Consider the following 13,731-nt stretch of genomic DNA (forward strand, 5'->3'; position numbering starts at 1 on the left):
CTATCATGAAATCCTTGAGAATAAGATGTCAACTTTTTTTATACCACACCACATTTAGAATGATATAACTGTTTTTAAAATTCACATCTTTAATTTTCAAAAAGCGGAGTTCCTTTGCTCTAATTCCTGTTGCCAAAAATAAATTTATAATCGTCCATGCACGAATTTCGCAAAAATCATTCTCAATCGGTCTTTTTAATAATATTGACAATTCTTCGGGCGTGAATATGTTTTTGATTTCCTTTTGCTCTTTACAATGGGTAAATTCTATATCTTCTCTGATATATCCTTTATCAATTCCATATTTTACAATCGGAGAAATTTTAAAAACATAACTATTTGTTGTTGATGCCTTGTGATATTGTTGCAAATATAAATAATACTCGTTGATTAAATCCTGTGTTATATCTGAACACATCAGTTCATATCCTGTAAAATCTAAAAAATACGCACTTGCATACTTATATCCCGTTATCGTTTCTTCTACAAGACCTTTTCTTCTACACTCCTTTAAGTACAATTCCAACAAACTTTGATAACTAATATTCAACATTGAATGTTCTGTTGCTGGTACTTTTCTCTTTCTTCTTTTCATCTCAGGTAATGTTGTTTCTTTAGTTTCCTGTGGCTCTTTCGTCATATCATAACTCCTTTCAAAACATAAAAAATAGGTAGCTACCATATCTACTTTCTTTTCGAAAATAAACACTATAGCTACCTAATGATTTTTGTCTTAAAAAGTCTGAAATCCCTTTAAATTCAAGGGTTTGCAAGCCTTAAACCTATTCCATTTCGGCTCCGTCGCGGCAAAACTTAACGGAATTAATTAATGTTCTGCCGACAATAAGCGAAGTTTTTATTTCTACTACATAATTTACACTGGCTTTCTGATGAACTGTTGCCAGAATGTTGCCATGCTTGTATTATACATAAAATCTAGAATTCACTCAAACTAAATTTTATATAATTCTGGATATATTTATTTAAACCAAACTCGTTGCTATATATTCTTCCATCTCCGCTATTAATCTAGTTTATAATGATATTGACCAGCCTCAGTCATAGTTTGTACCTTAAAATCTGGATCTTTTAATGCACTTGTTATTAAAGTTTTCTTATATGGAACATGTAATGTAGCAACTTTATCCATATTATCCCTAAACTTCGGCAATTTATCCCACAGATCTTTAACCTGCTTTCTCATTCCCGTAGAGCACCAAATATCTGATTTTTCTTTGAAATCTGGATAAATAACAATCACTGGAAGTCCTTTCGTATTGATTCCATAATCAATCTCTTCACGGAGAGCTCTACTATTTTTTGTATTTTCACTTAAGAAAAGAATAATATTCTTTGAAACATCAAGTCTATCATGTAATCTTTTCTTTAACGTTTCCCACGAACTATCATCCCGAACATTATATGTTTTTGCGTGAGCATCCACAAAAGGAAAAGAACTATCAGCTCCTTTCCATGCACGAAGTTGATTATAATACAAAAAATCCGGAGTAGCATTAGCTCCTAAATTTGATTCACTAAATGGTTCCTTTACATAAAATGCTGTGTAGTTTGCTGTTCTGTTTGCCATTACTTTCCTCCCTCATTTAAAATTTTGATTATGTTGAATATGGTAAAAATCTAAATCATCGATATCTGATTTATAAATTACAATATTTATTTGTTTATCTCCATATGTATTGTGGAATCCACTTATCTTCAGAGACCACAACATAACTTCTAGTAACTCTTGTTTCGAGGGTTTTCCATTCCTGAATCTTGCAATCCCCGCTCCCATTAAAGGAATATTTATAGTTCGCCCAGCATATATTTCATCAATATTCTCCCAAAAACGCATCCAAAATCCTGTATATTCCTCAGCGGACAAATATGCTTTATTGTTTTCATTAAATTTAGTAAATGCAGCAAGTACATAGGATTCAAATTCAACTACACTTCCAATAGAATACTTTATCTTTCTCCCCCTAATCCTATCTGGAACTTCTATACAATTACCCTCTTTATTTAATATCTCATCTGTTTCTATGGTATGTTCCAATTTTTCTAACTTTCCTGCTTGAACAATTCTATCAATATATTGTCCATGTAAAGTCTTTTTCGCAATAATCCGATCGTCTACAATTGTATCATAATAATCATTTACCGCAATAACACTAATTTCATCTTTCCGATTTTCTGGTTCTTTATCCAATAATCCAAAAATATTTCCCTCTTGAATTTGTATCTTCGTATTATTTATTTTCAATCTTACACATTTCTGATGATTCGCACTCCACCACATACACATGAAAAGTAGTATCAATATCACAATAAACATAGTTACTACACATCTAATATTAATCTTCATACTCTGAGCTGTCGCGAAGAAGGATATTAAAGTCACAATGGAACTTATTATGCCCAAAACAGATAAGTAATTTTTCCAAAGAATATAATCATAAAACTTTACCTTAGAAAAATTATCCTCGAACCATACTTTTAATTTTCCCATAAAAATCATCCGTTTCTTCTCCTATATCATTTTGATATAATTTTTTATAATCATACCATTTCTGTTATTCTCCGAAAAGCCTCTGTCAATGCAAACCCACAAATGAGTTCTTATAACTATACAGTCTTGTATAGGTATTATGATTCTATCTGGTTGTATATGTGTTCTGCTGTCCTTAGCTCATAGACTGTACTAAACGGTGTTATCATATTGTTATCAATTTCTCAAAACCTTTCATTAACCTTGCATATTACTTGGAAGATTCCTCTTCCATTTTATTTAACAATGTAATACTTGCATCTATAAGCTCATCGGAAAAATCAAACATGAAATCCTTCATTACATTATATCTGATCATTCTATTAGTGTGTTTATTTAATCCCTCAGATGATGCTAACTTATATTTTTTTAGCCAATCAAAGAGCCGCTTTTCTGTATCGTTTATTTTCCCAGACAAATCCATATCGTTTTCAAATACAGAATACATCTGAACAAATCGCTCTAAATTCAACTTATGTTCTTCTTCCAAAGATATATCTTCACGTTGCATATAAAAAATCACGGAAAACAAAGTATATAGTTGTGCCTTTCTCCTTACAAATTTCTTTATATCATCACTAACTAAAATCTCCGGTAAAATATTGATTCCATCAAGAACAGCATCTTTATCCCTTTCTGCATCCTTATACTCAATCTGTAATTCTTCATATGCCTGATTTAAAGCACTTTGGTCAGTTTGATCTATTATTCCTTTCCTAAACAAAAGAATTAATGATGCACAAAATTCTACATCCTTCATTCGTTTTATATCCGTGTTGGTAAACAAACGATATTCTTCCCATATGGATATATCTGACAATTCTCTTGCTAGAGCAGCAAATTCTCCAGATTTACTATTTCTTTTCTCTTGATCATTAAGATTATAATCTGTCAAATTCAATCTGTTGAACATATTAATTATATCACTACGAGTTGCTTTTGGATCAATATCAATAATCATTAACTGATAATTCCAAAATTCCTTTTTTACTTCTGTATCTAACTCCTTAAAAAATTTATTACCATAGAGTTTTTTCACGTCTTCATCTAATAAACACTGTGACTTTAATTTAAATTCATTATTCACAAATGAGTAAATTGCTTTTATTCTTTGCTGTCCATCTACAATATGAGTAATAGATGCCCCCGTTTCCGGATCAGTTTCTGCTTTCCAAAAAAACAACTCAGGAATAATCAAATTCAATAAAATTGTTTCTATTAATCGTATTTTATCCTTTTCGTTCCACACAGAACGTCTTTGATAAGTATCATCAACTATTAAATCTTGTTTCTCGAACATTGTGGATATTTCATTAATGGTCTTCCGGTTAATATTAAAATTAAACATTTTCTTTTCCCTCCAACGCTATTCGTGCTTTATTGATTCCAAGCATTTGATATTCTTCCAAATCATCCCAACTACGATATATTCGGTATGTAATCGGATGTTCAAAACGTAATTTGTCTTGTAACATCAGATTAATTGGAGAAATCATGTCATCCCATTCTTCTCTAATATTATCTATCTTTTGCAAATTTTTATCATTGATGTATCCTCGAAAAATAGATCCTGTTATAAATCGGTAATAATATTGATTATATATTCCTCTCGTTTGTCGAAGCTTATCCCAAAAATATGCAAATAACCTTTCAGAAACAATTGCAATGTCTATATCTGATGACTCTTTACCAAAATCTTCATTATGAAAAGGCTGTAATACTTTTTTGGGAGATAAACTATATCCTGTTTTTGCACTCCCTACCATCTGAACACTGTGGAAGTTAATTTTCAAATTAGAGGATACAATTTCTTTAAAAAAATCCATTTTATCAATTATTTCATCCTGCGGCACACATAGGTAATTTGTAAAATACCAGTTATGTGACTTTACAATATGTTTTAAGTAAAAATCATATGCTTCCATTGTCAGAAGATCATTTTTGATTGTTTCATCATTTGTCATTTTATTCATTTCCTTTTTTGCTGAAAAACTTCAATCCATTCATAAATATCATTTGCAATACCTAAGGCCAGCAAATATGGTACACCATTTCCTACCATTTTGAATTTTGCTGAAAGAGGCAGATCATTCTGCACCTCAAAATTTGATGGAATCGATTGAATTGCTAAAGCTTCTGCTACACTAATTCTTCTAGGTAAATATGGATGAAGATGTACTTCATTATTCCCATAAGCGGCTGTAGGGGAATATCTCCAGCGATGCAATCGTTTAAATGATTTTCCTTTAATATCTCCTTCCTCAATGGTTCTAAACCTCTGCGGTTTCTTTACCACAAAAATATCCTGTGCATTAGGATGATGTAATACATCATTTTTTTCAAACCAATATTCGATAGTTAATTTTTCAATTATACCCTCAGGTTTCTCCAATACACCATTTTCAATAAATGGGTCTGTCACTGGCCAATTTATTTGATTTATCATTTCCATTGAATACAATTTATGCCCTCCAATAGAAAATTTCAAACGTTTCCCAAAAAAGTCTCTCCTAAAACCAACTAAGATCAGTCTATCTCTATTTTGTGGAACCCCATACTCTAATGCATTTTCAACGGAATCAAACAATGAATATCCCGCCTTATATAATTTCCGTTTCATTCTTTCATAAAACGATTTATGTTTTTTAGTTTGATAAAGGCCTTTAACATTCTCTAGCAAAAAAAAATCTGGTTTTCTACGAATGATTAAGTCTACATACACACTTGTTAACTGCCCATTTTTGCCCTTTTCACCTTTATTCTTACCCGCTGTAGAAAAATCAGGACACGGGGGGCCTCCTATAAATCCAATTATTTTTTTCTCTCGATCTTCATAATCCTGAAAAGAATTTGCCCAGAACTCGTCATCTAAATACTTCCTAACATCTTCATTACTATATCCATATTTACATTTATGTACTTGATTTCTCCTAGCATATTTATATGCCTCTAAAAACATCTTATTATTCTCATTAGCAAATACAATATCGAATCCAGCATCTTCAAATCCTAAATCCATGAAACCTAATCCAGAGAAAAAAGAATACACTTCTATATCCATTTTCCTTTACCTTTTTCTATTTATTAATTTACTATAAGTCTGCACTCTTTTTGCCATTCTATTTGAATCTGTTTCATCTATAGATACTAACCACTCCGATATATTTTCACTTGTTATTGAATTACTTCGTAAAATATACGCTATATCACTTGCAGAAATAATCAAAATAGGATGTCCATCTTCGATAACTTCTTGATATGCTTGTTTATCCACAAAGCTTGTTGTTAACATCACACCAAACTGCCTATATCTAATCCGAGAAATCAAACGGGACATCTGTCTCACTCCAACCGAAACATTTTCTGAATAGCATTTTGCTTCCAAAGCACAATCTATTCTTAATGGATAATTAGCTTTTCCACCTGAACCTATAACATAATATCCTAAAGCATCCCGGCCACCATCTCTCCACGGCCGAGTAAGTGAAAAATCCTGAAATTTATCATCCATTTTTTCCAATAAATCTTTTGCACATACCTCAAATCCATAGGGATTATCTTTATAATATTCTCTAATTTTATTTAAACATATACTTCCCTCATTATCACTTTGAAGTTGATCATATTTTGAAGGAACTTTCGGTAATCTTTTCGCAATTAAAGGCGTAATTCCATTTCTTCCTTGTTTTATAAAACGTTTCCATGCATCAGGAGCATAATCTAAACTGTGGTCATGATTATATATCAACGCATTAAGCCACTCTCGGCTAATTGGTGCTGTTGTTTCCAACACAGTAAAATATGCCTCATAATTTTGAAACCTTTTTTCATCAATGGTACGCCAAAATGCAACCAAATCTTTATCCGGTGAAATTCTGGGATTTCCCGGTGCTGCCAATCCCAAGAACTGTACATCCCACCCATTTCCTGTTTTCTTAAATATAAAAAATGGCGGTATATTTCTAATGGAACCATCTTTACTGTTTAAACATTCAAACACAAACTCTAAAAGCAAATTCCCCTTCCGCGGCGTATCTAAAATTGTTCTTCCCGGATTACGATTATCACCATAATAACGAAATATTCCAGTTTCTTCATCTAGGTAATCTGGCCATGCAAGTTCTTGCATAGAAGTATAGAGTACTACAAAAGCAGGAAGACCGCTTCCGTCTTTACGCATAATCTTTCTAAAGCCACCTGAATTACTACACCCTGGCATGAGTTTTGATAAAACTTCTGACGCTTTTCCACTAGCTTTTCCGCCTTTATATATTGTATCAACAACTAAATCCGCTTCTTTTAAGTTTTCAAATGCGACTTCCATTTTTTCTCCTGCCATTCTTATACTACTTGCTGTAATCCTTTTGAAATACTGAAAAATCAATCTCCCGAATTAAACTCTACCAGCTTCTCCCAATCAATACTTCCATCTTCCTTACAGAAACTGTTAGAGAATTCTCTGACCAGTCTATTCGCTGCTTTATTGTAGCTTTCCTTATAGTCTGCTACATACTGTTCCGGCATCGTTCCCATATATCCAATAATCTTTATGTAAAATTCCTCGTCACCTGTCAATTCAGCCCAGAATCGTTTCCCCGCCAATTCTTGATACATTTTCGGTTTTCCTCTACCGGAATCCTTCTTTTTCCCATAACAATAACCGATATATGCTTCATATCTTGCTTTTGCCTGTTGTGCCAGCTTAGAAGCAGCTGTGAAATTCTGTTCCTGACGTTTTTTACTATCTGCATTAAATACAGAGGGCCCGCTTTTGACCGCTATAGCAGAAATTGTATTAGTCTCCTTATTTTGAATCATAATATCAATGCCTTCTGCCAGTGCTTTGTTTCCGCCACTTGCAGCAATAGCAATCGGTTCAAAGAAACAGTTTCCAAAAATTGTTTCTTCACTGGAGCTTACAAATGCGGTCAAAACAGAATCCACAATTTCAGCTGCGCTCTGCATTGCTTTTGCACGATATAAATATGGATTTTTCCGTTTCATTACCTTCTGTATGTTTAATCCATCTATTTTCTCGATTAATGTCCCATAAAATGTTTCCAATGCAGATGCAATCGCCTGAATTACTGCCTGTTCATCATATGAATTATTTAACGGCATATAAATTTCCTCCCAACTCTATTGCATTTCTAATTTTGTTATGCACATTCGTACCTCTAAATCGCTTTGTTTGAACCAAAGATGTTCTATCCGCTACAGAAAGAACTGCCTTTCCAATAGCTTCTGCCAATCCCACTGGAACAGCATTACCTATCTGCCGGTATTTTGCAACTGTCGTCCCTGTAAATACCCAGTCATCTGGAAACTGCTGAATCCTTGCATATTCCTTTACGCTCAACGGTCTATTTTGCGTAGGATGGCACATCATAGTCGCTTTCTGAACCGGAGAGGTAACTACCGTTGGGGAAGGCTGATCATACGACAACCTTCTATAAAATCCAACTTTTCCACCTCCGGATTTATATGCACCTCCCATAGCAATAGGAATCATATCTTCCGGTAAATCTCTCCAATTTCCACCTTCTGGAACCATCTTTAAGAACTTCAATCGTTCTTCACTCAATGTTGCACACTCACCCTGGTCAAATTCCAAATCCTCAATCACGCTTCTAACAGTCTGCCACTGATACTCTTTATTTTGGTGCATCTGAAAATGTGTAGGAATCGGGAGAAAAATATCTTCATTATCACGACTTCCGATTAATACAAATCTTTCCCTAAACTGTGGAACACCATAATTTACAGCATCAAGCACCCCATATACTGTTTTATATCCTAGCTTATCAAATTCCGACAAAATCACATCCAGCACTGTGCCTAATCTCTGGTCAGGATCACTTTCATCCCGTTCAGACAATGGTACATGCTTTAATGGCGCAGACATAATTCCCTTTACATTTTCCATTACAAAAAACCGAGGACGAATATAGTCTATCATACGGATAAAATCCATAAATAAACTTCCCCTTGGATCGTTTATGCCCAATCGTTTTCCTGCTGTGGAAAAAGGCTGGCAAGGCGGGCCACCGCAAATTAAAAACGGTTCACCTACAGATAATCCTGTCATATCTAAGAGCTGTTGCGGCTGAATCTCCCTAATGTCTCCGCCCAACACCTTATGTCCATTGGCTCTCATAGTTTTTACGCATGATGCATCAAAATCCTGACCAATCACAACATTTAAGCCGGCCTTACCTAATCCAATATCTAATCCCATAGCCCCGGAAAACAAAGAAATAACATCTCTATTATCAGCATACCTACTATAAATATTCTGTTTAAAATTATTATGCATTAAATCTTCTCTCCGTTTTCTAATACGAATTTTCTCTCAAAAGAGCTATTTACCGCATCTGCAATATCTTCTAATTCAGCTATGGTAAAACTTTCTCTTTTCATTTTTCCATTAAAATTCTGTGGTGTTGTACCTATCCGCCGTGCAAGTTCAGCTACACTAATATCAGACCTTACGCACAGCACCTTGATCTGTTCAGAAATCGTCATTTCGGGTACCTCGTCATTAAATCAACTCTTACCTTACCAGTATAAATCATGGCATTTATATCGTCAACCGAATAATTCACTCTGTGTGGTCATGGGTACTTGTAACTTTTCATCTACCTTGATAAAATAACTTATATCAAAAAAGGCGGTGAATACATATATGGCTCGTGATCCCAAAGTAGTATCCAAAAACATGAGTAAAATCCATAGCAAAGATACTTCAATAGAAATTCAACTACGAAAAGCTCTCTGGCACAAAGGATACCGTTATCGTAAAAATTATAAGGAACTTCCTGGCTCTCCGGATATCGTTCTTACCAAATATAGAATTGCTATTTTTTGTGATAGCGAATTTTTCCATGGTAAAGACTGGGAAATATTAAAACTCCGCCTTGAAAAAGGGAAAAATCTAGACTATTGGATTAAGAAAATAGAGCGCAACCGTTCCCGGGACTGGGAAAATGATAAAAAACTCCTTTTTCTCGGCTACACTGTTATTCATTTCTGGGGACAAGATATCAAGAAACATACGGATGAATGCCTTCAAGCTATTGAAGAATCTATCTGGGACAGTAAATTTTCAAATGATCCCGAAGTTTCAGAAGAATACGAATAATATCATCTTCATTATTAGTTGTAGACTCTCCCCTCATAAAATAACCTTGGACTTACAGTTTTATCCTGCTATCCAAGGTTATATTTTTTAAGCATCATTATCGTTCCATACCCACATCTCTTGATTTTTTCTTCTTCGGTCTCTGCTCCACAATCTGCTTCTTCTCCTCTAACCGTTCATGGATACTTCGCCTCTGTCCGGTCCTTCCCTGCACTTCCTGTTTCTCCACATCCCGCACATTTGCCGGAATCGTCAGATACAATTTCTCCTGTTTTGCCTCAGAAGCATCCCACTCTTTCTGTTCCTGCTGTACTTTCTTTAATTCCACTTTTGCAACCTTCATTGCCTTAGTAACTCCCAATGCATTTTGATATCCGTACTGCATTGGAAGAAGATCCAGAGTATCCTTTGCCTTGTCAAGCTGCGTTTTCTTTTCTACGATTTTCCCTTCCAGTTCCTTCTGTTCTTTCCTGTGAAACCATTTCTTTTTCACTTCTGCCAGTTCCTTTTCCAGTTTCATTATGGTTTTCTCAATAGCATATACCTTCTGTTCCTGCTTTTTCATTTTATTGAGAGCCTGTTGCAAACGCATAACCTCAGCTTCCTGTTTTTCCGAAGAAGGTCTTTCCCCTTTTGGTTTTGCCGGCAATGGTTCCGGTGTAATGTCAATCCGCACATCATGATCAATCAGAGGATTTCCATCCGGATCTCTGTCACAATATTTTGTCTCGCGTAGAAATTCTACAAATCCTCTTAAGTATCCGATTGCTTTCTGAAGAATCCTAGTAAATAATTTTGGATCCTGCCCATGTTCCCGGAGCGACTCTGCCACCGGTTCATCAATCTGTGATTGCTTTGCCATCATCACTTCTACTTCTGCTGCACCTGTAAGTAATGCCCGATCTACATTCCGGTTCCATTCCTGCCGGAGATAATTATCCGCTTTGATTTCTGCTTCTTTCGGATTGTTCTTCCCTATCTTTTTGGTAGCAAGATAAGGACCGCCTTTTTGAAATACCTGCAGCTTCTCATTTTCATCTTTTACAATCCCGTTAATCGCATCCGTCATTACCTGTTTCATATTCTCCAGAAAAGCATTGGTCTTAAATTCTTCTTTCTTTGGCTGGAAGAAATTCGTCTCATAGACTTCCCCTTTTTTGATGATTTTACATCCGGGTCGGACATTCCCATTCTCGTCAAGAATCTCCTTTTTCGTCCGTACATGCCTCCCAGATTCATTATAAAACATATTTCTGCTTGCAATTTTCCGTTCCACTTCCTGCCGGATTTCCCGCTCGGAAAAGATCAGATGGATATGTAGATTCGTTTTGCTCTTATTATGATGCAGGGCTGCACAGCACCCCACATCATATTTCTCCAGAAAAACCGAAGTCATATACTTCAGCAACAGTTCATGATCATACTCGATCAGACTCGGCGGTAACATGATAATCAGTTCCCTCGCTTCAATACAAGTTCCTTCTGTTCCGCTTTTTGCAAAATCCCGCTGATTCTGTTCAGCAAGAAGCTCCCAGTAGCTGTCCTCCACATTGGCAAAGACCGCATACAGATTTTCCTGCCGCTCGGGACTACTGATATAATTCACTCTGCCTTTTACATCATGAAGTTTGCTTTCCATCACAAAACTATGATTTCGTCTGTTCACAATACCTCCTTTCCGCCCGGATACGCTGCCAAAAGAAATCATCATCGAAACTGACAGCCATAGCATTCTCAAGGCATGCAAAGCGCCCCTGCGAGGCCTTCCGGGAGGACGAAAGACATAGAGTATAAGCTTTAGCTTGTGCGTTGGGTGTATTTCGCTCTCAATCGCCGAGGGCTCATTTTATCATACCCGGATTAACCTATCTCTTCTGATGACTGATTTTTTCTAATTGGCGTATCCGCCATTCTCATTGATGCCCGTATCCGGGCTGTATATTATCTCTGCTTTATTTTCAAATTTTTTTTGCTCCTGTTCACACTTTCCTGTTCACATTTCACCCGGATATTTGTGAACAGAAACCTGTGAACAGAGCTCAAAACATTTTAAAAGTAATCATTAATCAAATGGTAGTTCCATATTTTCATCCACTTTCATGAATCCTTCCTCATCTTTTTTCGGTTGAACCCGTTTCCACGATCTCTGCGTACCGATAACACCACCGAATCTGTGATTGCCATGTTTTGTCCAGCCGATGATCTCATTGTCCATCAGATCCCCGATTTCTTTTGACTGCCATTTGGGAACGATGCCTTCCTGATGAAATACCTGCTGATAGATAATCGTAGAACAGACATAATCTTCTTCATACGAATCAAGAAATGCCTGGATCATGCCCGTCTGAGTATCCTCCGGCATAAATTCTCTCTGAAGCAGCTTAACGTGATCCTCCATCTCCGGTGAAAAAGTCAGCGGATAATTTCCGCTTCGATAGATTTCCATTGCCTCTGCCCATGCCTGGATAATGTATAATCTGGATTCCGCTTCATTTTCATAAATGGTGGTTTCCGCTTTTTCCGGAAATACCCTGACCGGAGCAAATCTCCGGTTTCCAGTACGGTCAAATGGAAGGAAATTCAGGTCGTTGGAAGTACCGCAAAAGACACACTGACGATACCTGTCCTCTGCCCGTCTTTCATAGGGAATCCGGTAAATATCCTTCTGCCGGCTCAGGAAGGATTTCGTCTCTTCAATACTCTTGGCATTTGCTACTGCGTTCATTTCTGACATTTCCACAATCCAGTGTCCCTGCAGATATTCATAAACCTTCTTATCATCGATCCGTTTCATATCGTCCGTAAACCATTCATCCTTGATTGCCAAATAGCGGAAGAAGGTGGATTTTCCGGTTCCCTGCCCTCCGACCAGACAGAGCATGATGTCATATTTGGCTCCCGGCTCATACAGCCTTCGGATGGCTCCCATCATGTGCATCTTCATCACTTCCCCGGTATATCCAATATCCTCTGCCCCGAAGAAATGTGTCAGCATATGCTGGATTCTTGGAGTCCCATCCCATTTCAGACTCTCCAGATATTCCAGGATCGGATGGAAGCTATTTTCATTCGCCACAATGTCAATCGCCTTTGTAATGACCCGGTCACTGGTCAACCCATAGTTCTTTTCCAGATATAAAGCCAGATTGTTCATGTCTGTATCGGTCATATGGACGCCACGCCTTTTCCATGGCATTTTCTTCATAATGTCGATCTGGCAGGTCATTTCATTTCTGCAAATAGCCCCTTTCAGACAGGGATCATGCTCCAACGCATACTTGCAATTCTGTATGGACTGTCGGATTTTCCCCTTCTCCGTAACATCCAGCCGCTCCCTGATGTCCTCCACGGTCAGAAGTTCCGTCTCCACAATCGCCTCTAAGTTCTGCAAGGACTCCTCGCTCATATTCTGCAATTCTCTGTTCATACCTCTTCACCTCCTCCCTTCCGTTCCGGAAAAATCCAGAACCTCTTCGTCAGTTCCAAACATTAGAATGTCCGCCAGATAACTGACCTTGCTTTCATTCTGTAAGGCTTCTGCAAATAATGGATGCCATTCCTCTTCCGCAGATTCCGGCTTGTAAAATTCCTTCCAGAATTCCATCCACCGTAAATACCGGAGCAATACATCCGAAGCATACTTCGCCCATTGCTCAATCTTTTTCTGTACGAATTGCATCCGTTCTTCTTTCGTCAGAACCTTCTCTTTTTTCTTAACTTCCAGTTTTCGGTTTCTATTTGCCCCAGATGTCCCGATTGAAAGATTCAGAGAAAAATCATCATTGATCTTCTTCGCTGCTTCCAGTTGCGATAATCCAAACAGCACCGCCACATAATTGACTGCATCGCCTTTTGCTCCACAGGCGAAGCAATAATAATTCTGGTCAATCTTCATACTGGGGTGCTTGTCATTATGGAACGGACAGCGCGCCATCCCGTTCCGGCTCACTTTTAATCCATATCTTTCTGCCACCTGCCTTGCGGTGACACGTTCTTTCATTTCCTGAAAAATGTTCATGTACGTCCTCCTGTATCCTTTGTT

General features: G+C 36.8%; 14 protein-coding genes. 1 reads left to right on the forward strand and 13 read right to left on the reverse strand.

Annotation, left to right across the window (positions count from 1 at the left end; genetic code table 11):
- Positions 1-28 precede the first annotated feature (28 nt).
- From ACQRD1_RS13210 to ACQRD1_RS13255, 10 genes are all read right to left on the reverse strand, one after another.
- Positions 29-640 (reverse strand): tyrosine-type recombinase/integrase, encoded by a 612-nt coding sequence (locus ACQRD1_RS13210; protein ID WP_427787769.1) that lies wholly within the window; start codon positions 638-640, stop codon positions 29-31.
- A 384-nt stretch (positions 641-1,024) separates the two neighbouring features.
- Positions 1,025-1,588 carry a TIR domain-containing protein gene (locus ACQRD1_RS13215; RefSeq protein WP_235234295.1) on the reverse strand — a complete coding sequence of 188 codons (564 nt, stop codon included), beginning with the start codon at positions 1,586-1,588 and terminating at the stop codon, positions 1,025-1,027.
- A 12-nt stretch (positions 1,589-1,600) separates the two neighbouring features.
- The gene (locus tag ACQRD1_RS13220; protein WP_427787771.1) at positions 1,601-2,509 is read right to left on the reverse strand and encodes a macro domain-containing protein; all 909 of its coding nucleotides are present in this window, start codon (positions 2,507-2,509) and stop codon (positions 1,601-1,603) included.
- A 250-nt stretch (positions 2,510-2,759) separates the two neighbouring features.
- Positions 2,760-3,896 (reverse strand): DUF262 domain-containing protein, encoded by a 1,137-nt coding sequence (locus ACQRD1_RS13225; RefSeq protein WP_235234322.1) that lies wholly within the window; start codon positions 3,894-3,896, stop codon positions 2,760-2,762.
- Positions 3,889-4,512 (reverse strand): hypothetical protein, encoded by a 624-nt coding sequence (locus ACQRD1_RS13230; protein ID WP_427787773.1) that lies wholly within the window; start codon positions 4,510-4,512, stop codon positions 3,889-3,891. The genes ACQRD1_RS13225 and ACQRD1_RS13230 overlap by 8 nt, the downstream gene beginning before the upstream one ends.
- A 5-nt stretch (positions 4,513-4,517) precedes the next feature.
- Positions 4,518-5,609: a DNA cytosine methyltransferase gene (locus ACQRD1_RS13235; RefSeq protein ID WP_427787775.1), complete on the reverse strand. Its 1,092-nt coding sequence runs from the start codon at positions 5,607-5,609 to the stop codon at positions 4,518-4,520.
- A 6-nt stretch (positions 5,610-5,615) separates the two neighbouring features.
- A complete protein-coding gene (locus ACQRD1_RS13240) occupies positions 5,616-6,887 on the reverse strand; it encodes a restriction endonuclease (protein ID WP_235232333.1) in 1,272 nt (423 codons plus the stop codon).
- Positions 6,888-6,928: 41 nt separating this feature from the next.
- Positions 6,929-7,669, reverse strand: coding sequence for a PmeII family type II restriction endonuclease (locus tag ACQRD1_RS13245; protein ID WP_235232334.1), 741 nt, complete (start codon positions 7,667-7,669; stop codon positions 6,929-6,931).
- Positions 7,656-8,864 carry a DNA cytosine methyltransferase gene (locus tag ACQRD1_RS13250; RefSeq protein WP_235232335.1) on the reverse strand — a complete coding sequence of 403 codons (1,209 nt, stop codon included), beginning with the start codon at positions 8,862-8,864 and terminating at the stop codon, positions 7,656-7,658. Before ACQRD1_RS13250 ends, ACQRD1_RS13245 begins: the two co-directional genes overlap by 14 nt.
- Complete coding sequence (locus ACQRD1_RS13255; protein ID WP_235232336.1) at positions 8,864-9,073, reverse strand: helix-turn-helix domain-containing protein; 210 nt, start codon at positions 9,071-9,073, stop codon at positions 8,864-8,866. Before ACQRD1_RS13255 ends, ACQRD1_RS13250 begins: the two co-directional genes overlap by 1 nt.
- Before the next feature lie 160 nt (positions 9,074-9,233).
- Between ACQRD1_RS13255 and ACQRD1_RS13260 the strand changes: the two genes are divergently transcribed.
- A complete protein-coding gene (locus ACQRD1_RS13260) occupies positions 9,234-9,689 on the forward strand; it encodes a very short patch repair endonuclease (RefSeq protein ID WP_235232337.1) in 456 nt (151 codons plus the stop codon).
- Positions 9,690-9,786: 97 nt separating this feature from the next.
- On the opposite strand, the gene ACQRD1_RS13265 is transcribed toward ACQRD1_RS13260, so the two are convergent.
- The 3 genes from ACQRD1_RS13265 to ACQRD1_RS13275 all read right to left on the reverse strand — a co-directional run bounded on the left by ACQRD1_RS13265 (position 9,787) and on the right by ACQRD1_RS13275 (position 13,707).
- Positions 9,787-11,355: a MobA/MobL family protein gene (locus ACQRD1_RS13265; RefSeq protein ID WP_235232338.1), complete on the reverse strand. Its 1,569-nt coding sequence runs from the start codon at positions 11,353-11,355 to the stop codon at positions 9,787-9,789.
- 396 nt (positions 11,356-11,751) lie between these two features.
- On the reverse strand, positions 11,752-13,095 hold the full coding sequence (locus tag ACQRD1_RS13270) for a virulence-associated E family protein (RefSeq protein WP_235232422.1): 1,344 nt from the start codon (positions 13,093-13,095) through the stop codon (positions 11,752-11,754).
- Between the two features lie 27 nt (positions 13,096-13,122).
- Positions 13,123-13,707, reverse strand: coding sequence for a CHC2 zinc finger domain-containing protein (locus ACQRD1_RS13275; RefSeq protein ID WP_235232339.1), 585 nt, complete (start codon positions 13,705-13,707; stop codon positions 13,123-13,125).
- Positions 13,708-13,731: the final 24 nt, after the last annotated feature.

Source organism: Bariatricus sp. SGI.019 (genome assembly GCF_050315235.1).
In the GTDB taxonomy this organism is placed as follows: domain Bacteria; phylum Bacillota; class Clostridia; order Lachnospirales; family Lachnospiraceae; genus JAFBIX01.

Excerpts from the sequence above, each read along its gene's own strand:
- ACQRD1_RS13210 (WP_427787769.1), bottom strand. The coding sequence starts at position 640 with ATGACGAAAGAGCCACAGGAAACTAAAGAAACAACATTACCTGAGATG.
- ACQRD1_RS13215 (WP_235234295.1), bottom strand. The coding sequence starts at position 1,588 with ATGGCAAACAGAACAGCAAACTACACAGCATTTTATGTAAAGGAACCA.
- ACQRD1_RS13220 (WP_427787771.1), bottom strand. The coding sequence starts at position 2,509 with ATGGGAAAATTAAAAGTATGGTTCGAGGATAATTTTTCTAAGGTAAAG.
- ACQRD1_RS13225 (WP_235234322.1), bottom strand. The coding sequence starts at position 3,896 with ATGTTTAATTTTAATATTAACCGGAAGACCATTAATGAAATATCCACA.
- ACQRD1_RS13230 (WP_427787773.1), bottom strand. The coding sequence starts at position 4,512 with ATGACAAATGATGAAACAATCAAAAATGATCTTCTGACAATGGAAGCA.
- ACQRD1_RS13235 (WP_427787775.1), bottom strand. The coding sequence starts at position 5,609 with ATGGATATAGAAGTGTATTCTTTTTTCTCTGGATTAGGTTTCATGGAT.
- ACQRD1_RS13240 (WP_235232333.1), bottom strand. The coding sequence starts at position 6,887 with ATGGCAGGAGAAAAAATGGAAGTCGCATTTGAAAACTTAAAAGAAGCG.
- ACQRD1_RS13245 (WP_235232334.1), bottom strand. The coding sequence starts at position 7,669 with ATGCCGTTAAATAATTCATATGATGAACAGGCAGTAATTCAGGCGATT.
- ACQRD1_RS13250 (WP_235232335.1), bottom strand. The coding sequence starts at position 8,864 with ATGCATAATAATTTTAAACAGAATATTTATAGTAGGTATGCTGATAAT.
- ACQRD1_RS13255 (WP_235232336.1), bottom strand. The coding sequence starts at position 9,073 with ATGACGATTTCTGAACAGATCAAGGTGCTGTGCGTAAGGTCTGATATT.
- ACQRD1_RS13260 (WP_235232337.1), top strand. The coding sequence starts at position 9,234 with ATGGCTCGTGATCCCAAAGTAGTATCCAAAAACATGAGTAAAATCCAT.
- ACQRD1_RS13270 (WP_235232422.1), bottom strand. The coding sequence starts at position 13,095 with ATGAGCGAGGAGTCCTTGCAGAACTTAGAGGCGATTGTGGAGACGGAA.
- ACQRD1_RS13275 (WP_235232339.1), bottom strand. The coding sequence starts at position 13,707 with ATGAACATTTTTCAGGAAATGAAAGAACGTGTCACCGCAAGGCAGGTG.